At 73.0% G+C, this 14,540-nt stretch carries 27 protein-coding genes; 25 read left to right on the forward strand and 2 right to left on the reverse strand.

Annotated elements, in window-relative coordinates:
- Positions 1-136: 136 nt before the first annotated feature.
- On the reverse strand, positions 137-1,306 hold the full coding sequence (locus QSK20_RS06855; RefSeq protein ID WP_285787723.1) for a tyrosine-type recombinase/integrase: 1,170 nt from the start codon (positions 1,304-1,306) through the stop codon (positions 137-139).
- A 2-nt stretch (positions 1,307-1,308) separates the two neighbouring features.
- Positions 1,309-1,713 carry a helix-turn-helix domain-containing protein gene (locus QSK20_RS06860; RefSeq protein ID WP_285787724.1) on the reverse strand — a complete coding sequence of 135 codons (405 nt, stop codon included), beginning with the start codon at positions 1,711-1,713 and terminating at the stop codon, positions 1,309-1,311.
- A 226-nt stretch (positions 1,714-1,939) separates the two neighbouring features.
- Between QSK20_RS06860 and QSK20_RS06865 the strand changes: the two genes are divergently transcribed.
- From QSK20_RS06865 to QSK20_RS06985, 25 genes are all read left to right on the forward strand, one after another.
- Positions 1,940-2,203, forward strand: a complete 264-nt coding sequence (locus QSK20_RS06865; protein WP_285787725.1) for a hypothetical protein — start codon at positions 1,940-1,942, stop codon at positions 2,201-2,203.
- Positions 2,203-2,439, forward strand: coding sequence for a helix-turn-helix domain-containing protein (locus tag QSK20_RS06870; RefSeq protein WP_285787726.1), 237 nt, complete (start codon positions 2,203-2,205; stop codon positions 2,437-2,439). Before QSK20_RS06865 ends, QSK20_RS06870 begins: the two co-directional genes overlap by 1 nt.
- The gene (locus QSK20_RS06875) at positions 2,436-2,909 is read left to right on the forward strand and encodes an HNH endonuclease signature motif containing protein (protein ID WP_285787727.1); all 474 of its coding nucleotides are present in this window, start codon (positions 2,436-2,438) and stop codon (positions 2,907-2,909) included. The genes QSK20_RS06870 and QSK20_RS06875 overlap by 4 nt, the downstream gene beginning before the upstream one ends.
- Positions 2,910-3,002: 93 nt before the next feature.
- Positions 3,003-3,695 (forward strand): hypothetical protein, encoded by a 693-nt coding sequence (locus QSK20_RS06880; RefSeq protein ID WP_285787728.1) that lies wholly within the window; start codon positions 3,003-3,005, stop codon positions 3,693-3,695.
- The gene (locus tag QSK20_RS06885; protein ID WP_285787729.1) at positions 3,692-4,318 is read left to right on the forward strand and encodes a GGDEF domain-containing protein; all 627 of its coding nucleotides are present in this window, start codon (positions 3,692-3,694) and stop codon (positions 4,316-4,318) included. The genes QSK20_RS06880 and QSK20_RS06885 overlap by 4 nt, the downstream gene beginning before the upstream one ends.
- Positions 4,315-4,527 (forward strand): hypothetical protein, encoded by a 213-nt coding sequence (locus QSK20_RS06890; RefSeq protein ID WP_285787730.1) that lies wholly within the window; start codon positions 4,315-4,317, stop codon positions 4,525-4,527. The genes QSK20_RS06885 and QSK20_RS06890 overlap by 4 nt, the downstream gene beginning before the upstream one ends.
- On the forward strand, positions 4,524-4,832 hold the full coding sequence (locus QSK20_RS06895; protein ID WP_285787731.1) for a hypothetical protein: 309 nt from the start codon (positions 4,524-4,526) through the stop codon (positions 4,830-4,832). Before QSK20_RS06890 ends, QSK20_RS06895 begins: the two co-directional genes overlap by 4 nt.
- Positions 4,829-5,812, forward strand: coding sequence for a phage Gp37/Gp68 family protein (locus tag QSK20_RS06900; RefSeq protein WP_285787732.1), 984 nt, complete (start codon positions 4,829-4,831; stop codon positions 5,810-5,812). The genes QSK20_RS06895 and QSK20_RS06900 overlap by 4 nt, the downstream gene beginning before the upstream one ends.
- A complete protein-coding gene (locus tag QSK20_RS06905) occupies positions 5,809-6,117 on the forward strand; it encodes a hypothetical protein (RefSeq protein WP_285787733.1) in 309 nt (102 codons plus the stop codon). Before QSK20_RS06900 ends, QSK20_RS06905 begins: the two co-directional genes overlap by 4 nt.
- Positions 6,114-6,356, forward strand: coding sequence for a helix-turn-helix domain-containing protein (locus tag QSK20_RS06910; protein ID WP_285787734.1), 243 nt, complete (start codon positions 6,114-6,116; stop codon positions 6,354-6,356). The genes QSK20_RS06905 and QSK20_RS06910 overlap by 4 nt, the downstream gene beginning before the upstream one ends.
- Positions 6,353-7,228, forward strand: coding sequence for a PD-(D/E)XK nuclease-like domain-containing protein (locus QSK20_RS06915; protein WP_285787735.1), 876 nt, complete (start codon positions 6,353-6,355; stop codon positions 7,226-7,228). Before QSK20_RS06910 ends, QSK20_RS06915 begins: the two co-directional genes overlap by 4 nt.
- Positions 7,225-8,124: a hypothetical protein gene (locus tag QSK20_RS06920; RefSeq protein ID WP_285787736.1), complete on the forward strand. Its 900-nt coding sequence runs from the start codon at positions 7,225-7,227 to the stop codon at positions 8,122-8,124. The genes QSK20_RS06915 and QSK20_RS06920 overlap by 4 nt, the downstream gene beginning before the upstream one ends.
- Positions 8,125-8,150: 26 nt before the next feature.
- Positions 8,151-8,444, forward strand: coding sequence for a VRR-NUC domain-containing protein (locus tag QSK20_RS06925; protein ID WP_285787737.1), 294 nt, complete (start codon positions 8,151-8,153; stop codon positions 8,442-8,444).
- The gene (locus QSK20_RS06930; RefSeq protein ID WP_285787738.1) at positions 8,437-8,646 is read left to right on the forward strand and encodes a hypothetical protein; all 210 of its coding nucleotides are present in this window, start codon (positions 8,437-8,439) and stop codon (positions 8,644-8,646) included. Before QSK20_RS06925 ends, QSK20_RS06930 begins: the two co-directional genes overlap by 8 nt.
- Positions 8,646-9,104: a hypothetical protein gene (locus tag QSK20_RS06935; RefSeq protein ID WP_285787739.1), complete on the forward strand. Its 459-nt coding sequence runs from the start codon at positions 8,646-8,648 to the stop codon at positions 9,102-9,104. The genes QSK20_RS06930 and QSK20_RS06935 overlap by 1 nt, the downstream gene beginning before the upstream one ends.
- Entirely contained in the window at positions 9,101-9,409 is a 309-nt protein-coding gene (locus QSK20_RS06940) for a hypothetical protein (protein WP_285787740.1), read from the forward strand. Before QSK20_RS06935 ends, QSK20_RS06940 begins: the two co-directional genes overlap by 4 nt.
- Before the next feature lie 91 nt (positions 9,410-9,500).
- Positions 9,501-10,454 carry a hypothetical protein gene (locus QSK20_RS06945; RefSeq protein ID WP_285787741.1) on the forward strand — a complete coding sequence of 318 codons (954 nt, stop codon included), beginning with the start codon at positions 9,501-9,503 and terminating at the stop codon, positions 10,452-10,454.
- On the forward strand, positions 10,451-11,035 hold the full coding sequence (locus QSK20_RS06950) for a hypothetical protein (RefSeq protein WP_285787742.1): 585 nt from the start codon (positions 10,451-10,453) through the stop codon (positions 11,033-11,035). The genes QSK20_RS06945 and QSK20_RS06950 overlap by 4 nt, the downstream gene beginning before the upstream one ends.
- Positions 11,036-11,047: 12 nt before the next feature.
- Positions 11,048-11,233, forward strand: coding sequence for a hypothetical protein (locus QSK20_RS06955; protein WP_285787743.1), 186 nt, complete (start codon positions 11,048-11,050; stop codon positions 11,231-11,233).
- A 13-nt stretch (positions 11,234-11,246) separates the two neighbouring features.
- Entirely contained in the window at positions 11,247-12,626 is a 1,380-nt protein-coding gene (locus QSK20_RS06960; protein WP_285787744.1) for a hypothetical protein, read from the forward strand.
- A gap of 3 nt (positions 12,627-12,629) precedes the next feature.
- On the forward strand, positions 12,630-12,929 hold the full coding sequence (locus tag QSK20_RS06965) for a hypothetical protein (protein WP_285787745.1): 300 nt from the start codon (positions 12,630-12,632) through the stop codon (positions 12,927-12,929).
- Positions 12,926-13,264 (forward strand): hypothetical protein, encoded by a 339-nt coding sequence (locus QSK20_RS06970; protein WP_285787746.1) that lies wholly within the window; start codon positions 12,926-12,928, stop codon positions 13,262-13,264. Before QSK20_RS06965 ends, QSK20_RS06970 begins: the two co-directional genes overlap by 4 nt.
- Positions 13,261-13,623, forward strand: a complete 363-nt coding sequence (locus QSK20_RS06975; protein ID WP_285787747.1) for a hypothetical protein — start codon at positions 13,261-13,263, stop codon at positions 13,621-13,623. The genes QSK20_RS06970 and QSK20_RS06975 overlap by 4 nt, the downstream gene beginning before the upstream one ends.
- Positions 13,620-13,808, forward strand: a complete 189-nt coding sequence (locus QSK20_RS06980; RefSeq protein ID WP_285787748.1) for a hypothetical protein — start codon at positions 13,620-13,622, stop codon at positions 13,806-13,808. The genes QSK20_RS06975 and QSK20_RS06980 overlap by 4 nt, the downstream gene beginning before the upstream one ends.
- Positions 13,805-14,518: a hypothetical protein gene (locus tag QSK20_RS06985; RefSeq protein ID WP_285787749.1), complete on the forward strand. Its 714-nt coding sequence runs from the start codon at positions 13,805-13,807 to the stop codon at positions 14,516-14,518. The genes QSK20_RS06980 and QSK20_RS06985 overlap by 4 nt, the downstream gene beginning before the upstream one ends.
- The last annotated feature ends 22 nt before the right edge of the window (positions 14,519-14,540 follow it).

Below are 14,540 nucleotides of genomic sequence, written 5' to 3' on the forward strand. Positions count from 1 at the left end.
CGACAGGGATTCCCCTGCGGGGCAGGACGGGCCGGAGAAAACGGGACGGGCGGGAAAAGCAGTGAGCCCCCTCCGTGGAGGGGGCTCACTGTCAACTGGGTGACTGATGGGAATTGAAACCGCCGCACGGTCAAGGTCACGGGTCCGAGACTGCGTCCGCCGTGCTCACAGCGGTGGCTTGCCGTGGGTCATCGTGGGTCATCGTGGGCTCTGTGCCCCCACCCTGCCCCCAGTCGGACCGGGGTAGAGCCGCGTCCAGAGCCGTGGCGATCCGCTCGTCAACCGCCGGCAGCAGATGCCCGTACCGGTCCGAGGTGACCGTGATCGAAGCGTGCCCGAGCCGACGCTGGATCGCGGTGAGGTTCGGCGGCTCGGGCGCCGACAGCAGCCACGCCACGTGGCTGTGCCGCAGGTCGTGGAACCTCAGCCCGGCGACGCCGGCCCGCTCGGTCGCGGCCAGCCAGATCCGCCGGAAGTTGCGGATCCTCAGGGGCTGCCCCGTCGACGTCCGGAACACAAGATCACCCGGGCCGAGGTTGGCGACCAGGCCGACGAGAGCCTGCCGCACCTCCGACGGCAGCGTCACCGTCCGCCGCGACGCCGCCGTCTTCGGCGGCCCGAACACCAGCTCCGCCGCGCCCGGCAGCTCCGACAGCGTCTCCTCGACACGCAGGATCCCCGCCAGCACGTCCACCCGACCCGCCCGCAGACCGGCCAGCTCACCCCACCGCAGGCCGGTGCCGAGCGCAGTGACGAACAGCGGGCGGTAGTGCTCCGGCAGGGCGAGTAGAAGCCGGCCGGCCTCCGGCTCGGTTAGGAACCGCATCTCGGCGGCCATCCCCCGCGGCAGCTTCGTCCCGGCACACGGGTTCGCCCGGATCAGCCGCTGAGCTACAGCCCCCGCCATGATGCTGTTCAAGACGCCGTGCACGTTGGCGACGGTCTTCGCTGACCGTGTCTTGCCCATCTCGGAGACCCACCGCTGCACGTGCAGCGGCCGGATGTCCCCCACGGCCTGGTCGCCGAGCGCCGGCAGGATGTGCGTCTGGATCCTGCTCCACTCCGAGCGCTGCGTGTTCGGCGACAGCCCGGACTTGCGGGCCTCCCACCAGTCGCGCGCCCAGTCGCCGAGCAGCTTCTCCCCCGCCGACGGCATGACCAGGTCCCCACGTACCTGGTCACCCGCGAGGGCCTTCAGGGCCGTCTTGGCGGCGGTCTTGTTGAGGTACCCGTCGGCGACGGTGACCTTCTTGTCCCCTACCCGATCGCGGATCCGGTAGGTGGGTCCGTGCTTCTCAACCCACACGGTCAGACGTGACGCAGTCGGATGAACGAGTCAACAAACGACCTGCGGCGGTCCGCGTCCGCGCGAGCCATCCGACGCAGCTCCTCGACCAGCTCCGCCTTGACGGACTCCGGGAGGTCGGACGCCATGACCATCGCGACCTCGGCCGCATCGGGATCGGTCTGACCAAGGACGTCAGCGGCGGCAGCGAGCGCGATGGACGGGTTGTCACCTGCGGCAGCAGCAATCTTGTTGACCAGCTCGACGGTTGTGCCTCCGGTGTCGCCCTTGATCCAGCGGTAGATGGTTGATCGGTGCACCCCCGCTTCGTTCGCTAGGCGGGTAACGCTCCATCCGGGCCTGTCGGCCACTTCTTGCAGGTAGCGGGCCCACGATGAGCGCGCAGGGTCGGCTGCCGGTTCGGTCATGGGGACACGGTAAGGCGTCGCAAGGGTGCGACGCACTAGGTCAGATGCACGGGCCGTGATCTTGTCGCGTGGGCGCGACAATGACCTGTTCGCGGACGGCGGGCATGCAGGGGTCGTCACCCCGTTCTCACGTCGCATAGTCGCAACGATAGATGACCGAACGGGCAGGCGAAACGCACTGCCCGTACCCCTTGTGTCGCACGATTGCGACAGCTACAGTCGTCGCATGGATGCGAACGATGGTCGCTCCGAAGCGACAGACGTGCGGTTGAACCGCACCCGCCTCACCGAACTGCTCGCCGACAAGGGCGTCTCCGGTACTACCGCCTCCGCTGATTTCCTCGGCGTTCACCGTTCAGTCTTCGACCGGTGGATGGGTCAGAAGATCCTGCCGAGCCTCCCGGTAGCCCTCCGGATCGCCCGCCGGCTCGGCGTCAAGGTCGAGGACCTCGTCGAGGAGCGGAAGCCCGACAGCAGGCGGGTGGCCTGATGGCCCGCCCGACGAAGACCCAGCCCCTCACTCCCGTCGACGCTGGCCCGCTCATGGACGACGCCGACCTGGCCCGCCGCCTCAAGGTCCCCACCTCGTGGGTGCTCGACAAGGCGAAGGCCGGCCAGATCCCGTGCACGTTCATCGGCCGGCACCGCCGCTACACCGAGGCGCACTACCAGTGGATCGTCTCTGCCGGAGAGCGACCCGCCAGGAACGGGAGGCGGGCGGCATGAGCACCATCCACCCGCTGCGGCTGCGGGCCTTCATCACCCAGATCGACAGCACCGGCGGACCCGACGCCTGCTGGACGTGGCGCGGCGACCTCTACGACGGCTACGGACGCCTCGGCCGCAAAGGCGACCAGGCCCACCGGGTCGCCTACGAGCTGATGGTCCGCCCCATCCCCGCCGGGATGGTCATCGACCACCTCTGCCACAACCACGACGAGTCCTGCCCCGGTGGCAGCGGCTGCGTGCACCGGCGGTGCGTCAACCCCGCCCACCTGGAGGCGGTCACCCAGCGGGACAACGTCCTGCGGTCGCCGCACACCATGCCCAACCGCAACGCCGCCAAGACGGAGTGCCCGCAGGGCCACCCGTACGACGAGGCCAACACCTATTCGCGGCGCACCCCGCAGGGTCGTGCCCGCCGCGAATGCCGGACCTGCCGACGCGAGCGCCTCGCCCGCCGCGCCGCCGCCTGACCTCCTCCGGTGCCCGTCTGGGCCCGGACAGCCAGCGACCCCGCTACCCGACCAAGAGCCGCGGGGCCGCATGACAACGACAGGGAGTATCCCATGAACCCCAGCGTCACCGGCAACATCCCGGCCGAGCCGGACACCGTCGCGATCCTCGCCGCTCTCGACGCCGCCGGCCTCACCGTCACCGGCCAGCAGATCGAGGCCGACAGCATCGACATCCACCTCGCCCACCGCTACAACCCCGACTACGCGGCGACCTCGCTGTCGTGGCGGCCCGACGGGCAGGGCTGGTACCTGCTGAGCGTCGAGCCGGACGACGGCATCGAGGGCGACGCGTGGCCGCACTACCTGGGCGTGGAGGACCCGGCGCAGCTCATCGAAGCCGTCGCCGAGCTGCTCGACCACACCACCGCTCCGGCCGTCCCGGACACCACCCCCGACCTGACCGTGCGGCAGCGCCTGGCCGACGGGCTGCACCGGCTCGCCGACGACATCGCCACCACCGAACTGCCCCTGCCCCACGTCCTGAGCCTGCACCTCGGGCTGCTCAAGAGCCGCGCTGACCTGCACCAGTGGGCGGACCACTACGGGGCCGACGTCCAGGTCGACAGCAACGGCATCCCGCACATCGAGACGCTGCACCGGCTGACCGACGACCGGTACGGACCGACGCTCCGGATCCACGCCCAGTCGCCGCAGGAGCCTCGGGAGTCGGAGCTGGAGCGGCTGCGGGCCGAGCGCGACCAGCTGCGCGCCGAGCTGGAGGCCGCGAAGGGCAGCGACCGGTGACGGCCCCGACCCTGGACGGCCTGACCGCCGAGCTGACGCAGGCCCACGCCGAGATCGCCAGCCTCCGCAAGGCCAACGCCAAGCTGTACGCCGAGACCACCCACGACGCGCTCACCGGCCTGCTGAACCGTAAGGGCCTGGCCGAGCGGTGGCAGGGCAGGGACATCGACCAGCACGACGCCCTCGCCGTCCTCGACCTCGACAACTTCAAGCAGGTCAACGACACGTACGGCCACGCCGCCGGTGACCGGGTGCTGCGGCACGTCGCCCGCGACCTGGACGACCGGTACCACGTGGTGGCCCGCCTGTCCGGTGACGAGCTGGCCATCGTCGACGGCCGGGGCCGGCTGGGTGACCTGGTCCGCTGCCCGCTGGCCTGGCAGGTGCCGCTCTCCGCCGCGTTCACGCTGACGGTGACCGCGTCGGTCGGTATCGCGAAGTGCACCGCGCCGCTGAATCTGGTGCAGGCCAGGGCGGACGCGGCGCTCTACGACGCCAAGGCGGAGCGCGGGTCGGCGTGCTGGTTCGAGCTGCGCCGGCACCCGCACCTGCGCACGGCTGAGGGCATCGAGGCCCGGCCGGCGCGCCGGCTGCGGGACACCCGGACGGGGGTGGCCCGGTGAGCCAGACCGAGACCACCACGCCGGACCCGGACGGCCCGTACCGGCCGCAGCCCGGCCCGTGGCAGCCCACCGCCCGGCCGATCACCGTCCGCTTCAAGCCCTGCTGCCGGCGGGTGCTGGTGCGGGAGCGCTGCGACTGCCGGGCCATGCGTCGGCAGCTGCGCCGGGCGCCCGTCATCTGGGTCACCGCCGGGAGGGCCGCCGCGTGACCGCCGTCGCACTGGCCGTGCTCGCCGTCATCGCGGTGGTGCTCGCCGCCGCGTGGCGGTCCGCCGAGCGGGACGCCCGCGCCGACAGGACCCGCGCTGACACCGTCGCCGCCGACCTGACCCGCACCGAGGAGGAGCGCGACGGCCTGGCGGTGAAGGCCCACCACCTCGCCGGCCGCAACCAGGCGCTGCGCGCCGAGCTGGCCCGGCTGACGGCCGCCGCGCACCTCACCCCTGACACCGACCCGGACCCGCTGGAAGCCCTGTACGCCCTGCCCGCCTACGACCCGGAGGGAAACCGGTGACCACGACGATCGAGTGGACCGAGGAGACCTGGAACCCCACCACCGGCTGCGACCGGATCTCCGCCGGCTGCGACAACTGCTACGCCGCCACCCTCGCCAAGCGGCTCAAGGCCATGGGCTCGGCGAAGTACCAGACCGACGGCGACCCGCGCACCAGCGGGCCGGGCTTCGGCGTCGCCGTGCACCCCGACACGCTGACCGCGCCGCTGCACTGGCGGCAGCCGAAGCGCATCTTCGTCAACTCGATGAGCGACCTGTTCCACGCCCGGGTGCCCCGCGAGTTCGTCGCCCGCGTCTTCGCGATCATGGCCGCCACGCCGCAGCACACCTACCAGGTGCTCACCAAGCGGCCCGACCGGATGGCGCGGATCGTCAACGACCTCGCCTGGCGGTCGTCGGTCTACCTGCGCGAGAGCACCCTCGACCTACGCGGTCCCGCCAGGGACATCCCGCCGTGGCCGCTGCCGAACGTGTGGCTCGGCACCAGCGTCGAAGACCAGAAGGCCGCCGACCTACGCCTCCCGGCGCTGCTGGACACCCCCGCCGCCGTCCGGTGGCTGTCCTGCGAGCCGCTCCTCGGCCCGGTCAACCTCGGCCAGTGGCTGGACCGGGTGGAGCCCGACGGCCACGAGTACGACCAGGCCGTCGGCAACATCTCCTGGTACCGACGCCGCCTGGGCTGGGTGGTGGTCGGCGGTGAGTCCGGCCACCGCGCCCGACCCATGCACCCGGACTGGGCTCGCAGCCTCCGCGACCAGTGCGTGGACGCGGAGATCCCGTTCTTCTTCAAGCAGTGGGGCAACTGGGTGCCGCCGTCGCAGATGCCCGAGGACACGTTCATGAGCTGGGACGTCGAGAACGGCACCGGTGCCTACGACCGGGACCAGCCGTGGCGCGTCGGCAAGAAGGCCGCCGGCCGATCGCTGGACGGACGCACCTGGGACCAGTACCCCGCCGAGCTGGCGGGAGTGTCCCGGTGACCGCGCTCGACGCCCCCACCCAGCAGCAGCCCGCCGCGCCGGCCCCCACCGAGGGGCCGGCCCCGGCCGGGGACCACCAGCCCGGCCGACACCGCGCCGACCCCCGCGAACCCCGCCACACCCGGCACCTCATCCCCGCCGAACGGCGCGTCCCCGACACCTGGTGGCCGCCTCGCCGGCCCCGACCCGGCGACGCCGACACCGGCTGGTGGACCACCCGCCAGCAGCCCGCCGGACCCGACGAGCCCACCGCCCTGCTCCACACCAACGACATCCAGAACGCACGGAAGGACGGCACCCCGTGACCCACACCACGACCGCCCCCGCCGTCGACCAGATCACCGCCACCGACCGGCAGCTCCTCACGCTGCTCGCCGACGGCCTCACCCAGCAGCAGATCGCCCACCGGCTCGGCCGCGGGGGCAGCGCGGTGAACATGCGCATGCTGCGGATCCGCGAGCACCTCGGCGCGGCCACCACCGCCCACGCCGTCGCGATCGCCTACCGCACCGGCCTGCTCGACACCCGGGACGGCAACCGGTGACCACCGCGACCGAGCAGGCCATCATCGAACCCGGGGTGTACGCCGGCATCACCGACACCGCGTACCACCGCGACCCGGTGCCCGGCGGCAGCCTGTCCAGCAGCGGCGCCCGCCGCCTGCTCCCGCCGTCCTGCCCGGCCCTGTTCCGGCACTGGCAGGACAACCCGCAGCCACCGAAGCGGGAGTTCGACCTCGGCCACGCCGCGCACACCCTCGTGCTCGGTGCCGGCCCGCAGATCGTCGAGATCGAGCACGACTCCTGGCGGACCAGCGCGGCGAAGGACGCCGCCGCCGAGGCCCGCGACGCCGGCAAGGTGCCGCTGCTGACGAAGGACTACGAGGTCGTCCAGGCGATGGCTGCCGCCCTTCGCGCCCACCCGACGGCTGCCGCGCTGCTGCGGCCGGAGGGCGGCCGTCCGGAACTGTCCGCCTTCTGGATCGACCCGGAGACCCGCATCTGGTGCCGGCTGCGCACCGACTGGCTGGACGTGTCCCGGCCCGGCCGGCTGATCGTGCCCGACTACAAGACCTGCGCCAGCGCCGCGCCGGACGACCTTCAGCGGGCCATCTGGGACCACGGCTACCACCAGCAGGCCGACTGGTACCTCGGCGGTCTGCGGGCCCTCGGCCTGGCCGCCGAGGACTCGCAGTTCGTCTTCATCTTCCAGGAGAAGCGCGCCCCCTACCTGGTGACCGTCGCCCAGCCGGACCCGTTCGCGATGCGCATCGGCGCGCACCTCAACCGGGAGGCCCGGCACCTGTACCTCGAATGCATGACGTCCGGCCGGTGGCCCGGATACACGGACGACGTCGCCCTGATCTCGCTCCCCGGATGGGTGGAGCGCCAGTACGAGATGGAGCTATCCCTGTGACCACCATCGAGCGTGTCAGCCCCGCCGCCGTGATGCCGGCGGCCACCACCCAGACGACCGCCGTCGAGCAGGCCCGCGCCGTCGCCGAGGTCGCCGCAGCCGTCCAGGTCGCCCAGCAGTGCCCCCGCGACATGAACCGCGCCTGGGCCGAGATGAAGGCCGCCTGCTCCCGGCTCGGCCTCGCCTCCCGCGCCTTCTACTCCGTCCGCAACCGCGGCACCGGCCCCTCGGTGCACCTCGCCCGGGAACTGGCCCGGATCTGGGGAAACATGGACTACGGCGTCCACGAGCTGCACCGCGACGACACCCGGGGCGTGTCCGAGATCCGCGCGTACGCCTGGGACCAGCAGACCAACGTCCGGTCCTCCCGGACCTTCCAGGTGCCGCACGCCAAGATGGCCAACGGCCAGCGCAAGCCGCTGACCGACCTCCAGGACGTGTACCTGAACAACCAGAACATCGGCGCCCGGGCCGTCCGGGAGTCGATCCTTGCGGCCCTGCCGGCAGACTTCGTCGAGGAGGCGAAGGCGCAGTGCCGGGCCACGATCGAACGCGGCGACGGCAAGCCGCTGGTGGACCGGATCGCCGACATGGTGCAGGCGTTCGCCGGTATCGGTGTGAAGGGGCCGCAGATCGAGGCCCGGCTGGGCCGGCCGCGCGGCCAGTGGACGGCGGCGGACGTCGCCGAGCTGAGCGTGGTGTTCCAGTCGATCCGGCGCGGCGAGGTGAGCGCCGACGAGGAGTTCCCGGCGGCCCGGGTCACGGCCGCCGAGATCGCCGAGCAGGCCGCCGCCGCTCCGGCACCCGCCCCGGTGCCGGTGCCCGGTCCGGACGCGGCCGGAGCATCCGCCGAGGACGACTGGCCGACGGTCACGCAGCCCGGCGGTGACCGGTGACCGGCCGGGACCCCCTCGCCGCCGCCATGACCGAAGCGGAGCTCCAGTCGAACGTCCGCGACCTCGCACACCGGCTCGGCCTGCTCACGTACCACACCGCCGACTCCCGCCGGTCCGACGCCGGCTGGCCCGACCTCGTCATCGTCGGCCGCCGGATGCTCATCCGCGAGCTCAAGACCGAGACCGGCCGGGTCCGCCGGGAGCAGCAGGACTGGATTGGGGCGCTCGCCTCCGCCGGGGTGGACGTGGCCGTGTGGCGGCCGTCGGACTGGCGGTCCGGGCGCATCGCCGCCGAACTGACGGCGGTGTGCCGTGGCTGACGCCACCGCCCGGCCGCTGACCGCGCACCCGTACGTCGCCGACGAGACCGCCGCCCCGGACCACCGGGACCGCCGCCCGTGCCGGTGGTGCCCGCTGCCGGCCGGCAACCGCATCCACGACCAAGACGCCGTCGACGCCGCCGAGGCCGACCGCGACGCCGCCCACGCCGAGCACCTCCGCCGCATCGGAGAGGACAACTGATGCCCGCCACCGCCAACCACAGCAAGCCCGTCCGGCTCGCCGCCGCCGCGCTGGACGCCGCACTCGCCCGCCAGTGGCCGCGCGCCGAGCGAGCCCTCCAGCGGCTCAACGCCGAGTGCGACAGCGAGGGCCTCGCCACCGCCCTGATCGGCTGGTGCGACACCCTCATCGTCCACACCACCGGCGGCGACACCGGGTCGCAGACGGTTCGGATGGCCGCCTGGAACGTCGACACCGGCGTGATCGACGGGGAGATCCGGCCGACCGTGCGGTGGGCGATGGAGTTGATCCAGGCCCGCGCGGCCAAGGACCTCGACGCGTTCCAGGCCAAGCTCGACGAGCTCAACGCCATCGACGACGGCTTCGAGCGCGGCAAGTACGCCGTCGAGCTGTTGCAGTCGGTGGCGTTGACGATCAGCTCGACGCCGCGCGGCTACGCCCGGATGGGGCAGCGGTGACCAGCCCCATGGGCCGCGACGAGTACGCCGACCGGCTCGCCGAGATCGCCCAGGAGCTGGTTGTCCGGGTCCGCGACGACGACCCCGAGGCGAACCTCCGCTGGCTGACCAACACGCTGCGCACCCACGACGAGCGCGTGCACCTGCTCTTCGTCCTGGCCGCCGCGGTGCCCGACGACCGGCCGTGGCACCTGCTGACCGCCTGGACCGTCCTCGGCACCGGCCGACCGGCCGGACTGCTGGCCGAGAGGTACGGGCCGCTCGACGACATCGAGGCCGAGCTGCCCGCCGCGGCAGCCGCTTGACCGGCGGTCCGGGCTCCACTTCCCCGGGGCCCGGACCGCCCACCACGAACCGCACGAAGAGCACCACCAGAAGATCAGGAAGGCACACGACGTGGCCCGGATCCGCTCCATCAAGCCCGAGTTCTGGAAGAGCGAGGCGATCGCCGTCCACACCTTCCGGGCCCGGCTCACCTTCATCGGGCTCTGGACGTACGTCGACGACAACGGCGTCGGGATCGACAACCCGAAGCTCGTCGCCGCCGAACTCTTCGCACTGGAGGACGACCCTCGCGAGGCTCTCGCGAACGTTCGCGAGGATCTCGCGAGGCTTCACGAGGCCGGTCGAATCCGTCGCTACACCGTCGACGGCAAGGCGTACCTGGCCATCGTGAACTGGCGAGAGCACCAGAAGATCGACAAGCCGGGAAAGCCCAGGTACCCGGAGCCTGACGACCCTCGCGCCGTCCACGTCGAGGCCACCACCAGCGCAAACCCGCCCGCTCCCGAGCCCCTCGCGGAAGCCTCGCGAGAGTCTCGCGAGACCGTCGCGGAATCCCCGTGCCTGGATCAGGGATCAGGGATCAGGGAGCAGGGAGCAGAGGACCCCCCGCCGCTCGCTTCGCTCGACGGCGGCGCGGGCGAGCCCGACGACGTCATCGACGCCGAGATCGTGAACGACTTCGCCCGGCTCGCCGCCGTACCGAACCTCCCCGCCACCCTCGGCCCGGAGAACGCCGGCCAGATCACCGGCCAGTGGATCGACCACTGCAAGGCCCACGGCGTCCAGCTCACCAACACCCACATCAAGCGGTACGGCGCCGGCATCAAGGCCGCCCTCGACCAGAAGTTCGAGCCGCAGCTCATCAAGGACGCCCTCGCCCAGATGCTCGCCGACCGCGTCGCCAGCCGGCCCGCCCTGCTCGACAACTACCTCGTCCGCGCCCAGCAGGGCCCCGAACTGCCGCCCCGCCGCATGAGCCGCGCCGAGGAATCCGCCGCCCGCCTCACCCCCGACGGCACCGCCCCCGGCCAGCACCTCTACGACATCCTGACGAGGCCCGCATGAACCACACCGAAGCCCAAGGCCTGATCAAGCTCTGCACCAAGGCCTACCGGCAGCCCGCCGACGCCGACGACGAAGTCCTCTGGCTCGCCACCCTCGGCGACCTGCCCTTCGGACTCGCCCGCGCCGCCGTCGTCGAATGGGTCAGAACCTCCCCGTACTGGCCCCGGCCGGCCGACATCCGGGAACGCGCTCGCCTCATCGACGCCCAGCAGAAGCGCGAGGCCGCCAAGCGCAAGCAGCTCGACGACCGGGCCCGCCACGCCATCACCGCCGCGACCACCACCCCGGCCGCCGCCGCCCGCACCGGCGCGAACATGGTCCGCCACATCCTCGGTCGCCTCGCCGACGCCGGCCAGGACGTGGCCAACGGCAAGCGGCTCGGCAAGGAACGCGCCAAGACCGTCGCCGAAGCCGCCGTCGAGGAGTGGCTCGACCGCACCGCCGACCAGCCGGCCGCCCCGGAGCCGTACACCGGCCCGGCCACCGCCTGCCCGAACTGCTACACGCCACACGACCAACCGGCCGGCACCTGGTGCACGACGTGCGCCGCCGACCGCGAGCCCACCCACCAGCCCGCCTAACAGGAGATCCCGATGCCCGCTGACACCGTCCTCGCCGCCGCCCTCGCCGCGGCCTACACGCCCGCCGAGCTGACCGCCCTCCACCAGCAGCTCGTCGACCAGCTCGACGACGACACCCCCACCGCCGACCCCCTCGGCCGACTCTGCGACGCCCTCCACACCGCCGCGTACACCCAGCCCGCCACCCAGCCCGCCTGACCGAGGAGACACCGTGACCGACCAGACCGCCCAGGACGACGCCCGCCAGATCCTCGACACCCTCATCGGCGAATACATCACCGTCGCCTGCAACACCGCCCGATCCGCCACCGGCACCGGCACCCCCGAAGAGCGGGCCGCCCAGGCCGCCATCGACCACGTCCAGCACCTGTCCCTCGCCGGCCACCCCCACCGGCTGACCCCGCAGATCCTCGCCGCGATGAACCGCGCCGGGCTGCTACGCGCTAACACCCCCACCACCGCCGACGCGGCCCCGTACGACGCCGGAGATGCCCCGGTCGCCACCGTCCGGCCCCTGCCGATCCGGGACGACGCCGAGCATCTCCGCCAGCAGGCCCGCGAAGCCCGCGCCGAACTCAAGGACGTCCTCCACGACCTCCAGATCGCCGTCGGCCCCGACTACAGCACCCCCTCCTCCGCTGCCGTCGAAGCCTGCCGCCGCATCGCCACCCTCACCGCGGACGTCCAACAGCTCACCCGGGCCACCGCCGCGCTCATCTGCGACCTCGACGACGCCCGCGCGGCCCTCCGCACCGCAGCCGGATCCGCCGACCGGTTCCGTGACGTCCTCGCTGACGCCCTCGGCCACCACGACAACAACCCCGGCGACGACACCCTCATCACCGAACTCCGCGCACACTTCGGCCGCACCGGACCCGAACCCACTCGCTGGCGCGACGCCCTCACCGGCTACCGGGCCAGCGTCGACCAGATCAACGCCGAACGCGCCGCCCTCGGTTCCGCCGGCCCCCGCGCGCAGGAACTGCCGACCGGCGAACCCGACGAACGCGGCCCGCAGATCGGCTACGAAGTCGTCGCCCACACCCTCCACCGCGACAAGCGCGGCCAGCTCGTCACCGGCACCCTCGCCGCCTCGGCGGTCAGCACCAGGCCCACACTCGCCGAGGCCGTCGAGGAACTGCTGAACGCCGTCCGGGCCGTCAACGGACCGGCGCCCCGCGCACAGGGCCCGGACGACCTCACCGACCGGCTCGCCGCCGCCCTCGCTGAGGCCCTACGCCGCCACGACGGATCCGGCGTCGCCCCCGGCACCCTGGACGGCTGGCGGGCGCTGCTCGCCGAGCACGCCGACCGCAGCCTCGCCGCCGGCTGGACCGCCGAGGCCGACCGCCTCGACCAGGCCGCCGGCCTCCGCCCGGTCGCCGCGGACCGCCGCCGCCACGCCCTCGCCTTCAACGCCCTCAGCCGCGTCCTCGCCCAGCAGGCCGAGTTCGTGCCCCTCTCGGTGCGAGAGCGGTGCGCCGAAGCCGTCCTCGCCGCCCTCGAAGCCGACGGGCGCCCGCACGACGACCAGTGCACGGCACCGGTGTGCGCCGCGTGCGGCTGCTGGTGCCACCAGGCGGAGGGCTGACCGGTGGACCACGAGCAGCTCCGCCGCATCGCCGCCACCCGCCCCGGCTACGCCACGTACGCCGACACCCGACCCGGCAACCCGCACTGGCTCCGCCGCCAGCCCAGCCCCTGCACGTGGGCAGACCGGCCCGGCACCGGCCTGCTCTGCGTCCGCGCCGACCACCAGCACGGCACACCGCCGACCGCCGAGCCAGCGGCACCGGCCACCGCGCCGGCCGTCAACGAGCACCAGGCCGTCACCGCCCCGCCGCCGCCCCGCCGCCGCTGGTGGCACCGGATCACCTGGCGGGCCGACCGGTGACGACGCAGCAACTCACCCTCGACCTGTTCGGCGCCCATGCCCGCGCCGACGCCTGGCACACCACCCACCAGGTCGGCCAGTACCGCACCCCCTGGACGTGGTGCACCGGCTCCAACCCCGACGAACCCACCCCGCAGAAGGGCGACCTCCTGCCCGCCTGGCGGTGCTGCCACTGCGGTGCCATCGAGATGACCCGGTACGCCCTGATGTCCGACCACGGATGCGAGCCCGGACCCGACGGATGCCGCACCACCTGCCACTACCGGCCGCAGCCGCGCCGCATGCACCCGTACCGCATGGACGTCCACTGGATCCCGCCGGAGAGCATCCCGTGACCCGCCGCATCCTGGCCACCCCCGCTACCGCCACGGTGGCGGGGGTGGCCGCCCGCGCCATCTGGGCCCCGTACCGCCCCGAGCTCGACGGCTGCGAGTGCGCCGCCTGCCGAGCGACCGGCCCGGCCGCCCGCCGCATCCTCCTCGGCATGCTCCGCGCCGGCACCCACCAGCGCACCACCCTCGCCGAGGCAGCAGCCACCGCCCGGGAAATCCGCGACGACCGCCTCCGACACCTCCGGGCCACCGGAGCACCCGCCCACCTCATCGCCACCGTCGAGAGGGGCTACGGCCGGGCCGGCTCCTGCATGGTCGACGGCATCGGCATAGGCATGACCCCCACCCGGAGCACCCCGTGATCCGCCGCCTCCTGATCGCCTCCGCCATCGCCCTGACGGCGGGGGCAGCCGCGGTGCTCGCCCTCAGCGCCGCCGCACGCACCTGGGGCGACCCCGCCGCCGCCCTCCTCCTCGCCCTCACCGCCGTCTGGCTCGGCCAGGCCATCCCGCCCCTCGTCCGCACCAACCGCCGGAGCCGCACGTGACCAACCCGCACCGCCTCCACGCCACCGCCGCCGCCCACAGCCTCGACGCCGCCCTCCGCCAACTCCACCACCAGGCCGACGCCGAGGCCCGCGCCATCCGCGAGGAACAGGCCGCCGCCCGCGAGCCACTCCGCTCCGCCAGCTGGGGACGGCGTACCGCCCTCGGTGGCCACGGCGACCCCACCGGAGACGCCGTCCTCACCGCCCGCACCGGAGGCCGACCCAACCGGTACGCCAACCTCGTCCACGACGTCGACGAGCGTCTCACCGCCGTCGCCCGGCACCTGCCCGCCACCGTGATCGGCCGACCCCTCACGCGCCTCCTCAGCGCTATCCCCGGCATGTCCCCGGGCACCGCCGCCATCACCACCACCCTGCTCGTCAAGCTCGACGAGCGGGTCCGCCGCGAACTCCGCATCGGACCCGACCGGAAGCCGCTCACCGGCGTCGAGTGCCCGGCCTGCCGACACCGGCTCGTCTACGTCCAGACCGCCGGCCCCGAGGACGTCTGGACCGTGGTGTGCGCCAAGCCCTGCCACTGCACGGGCGTCGGCTGCCGGTGCGGGCAGAAGGACGCCGTCGAGGGCCCGGTGCACATCTGGCCCCGCGACCAGGTGCTCACCGGTAGCGCCATAAGCGCCAGTAGTGCTGGTTGGTCCGAACTTCAGCGGAGGAATGACACACCCCTGAGGGACGCTGCACGGTGGTGACATTGCCCAGGAACGGAGAGGT

Origin of the sequence: Micromonospora sp. NBRC 101691 (assembly GCF_030269285.1) — a bacterium.
Taxonomy (GTDB): Bacteria; Actinomycetota; Actinomycetes; order Mycobacteriales; family Micromonosporaceae; genus Micromonospora; species Micromonospora echinospora.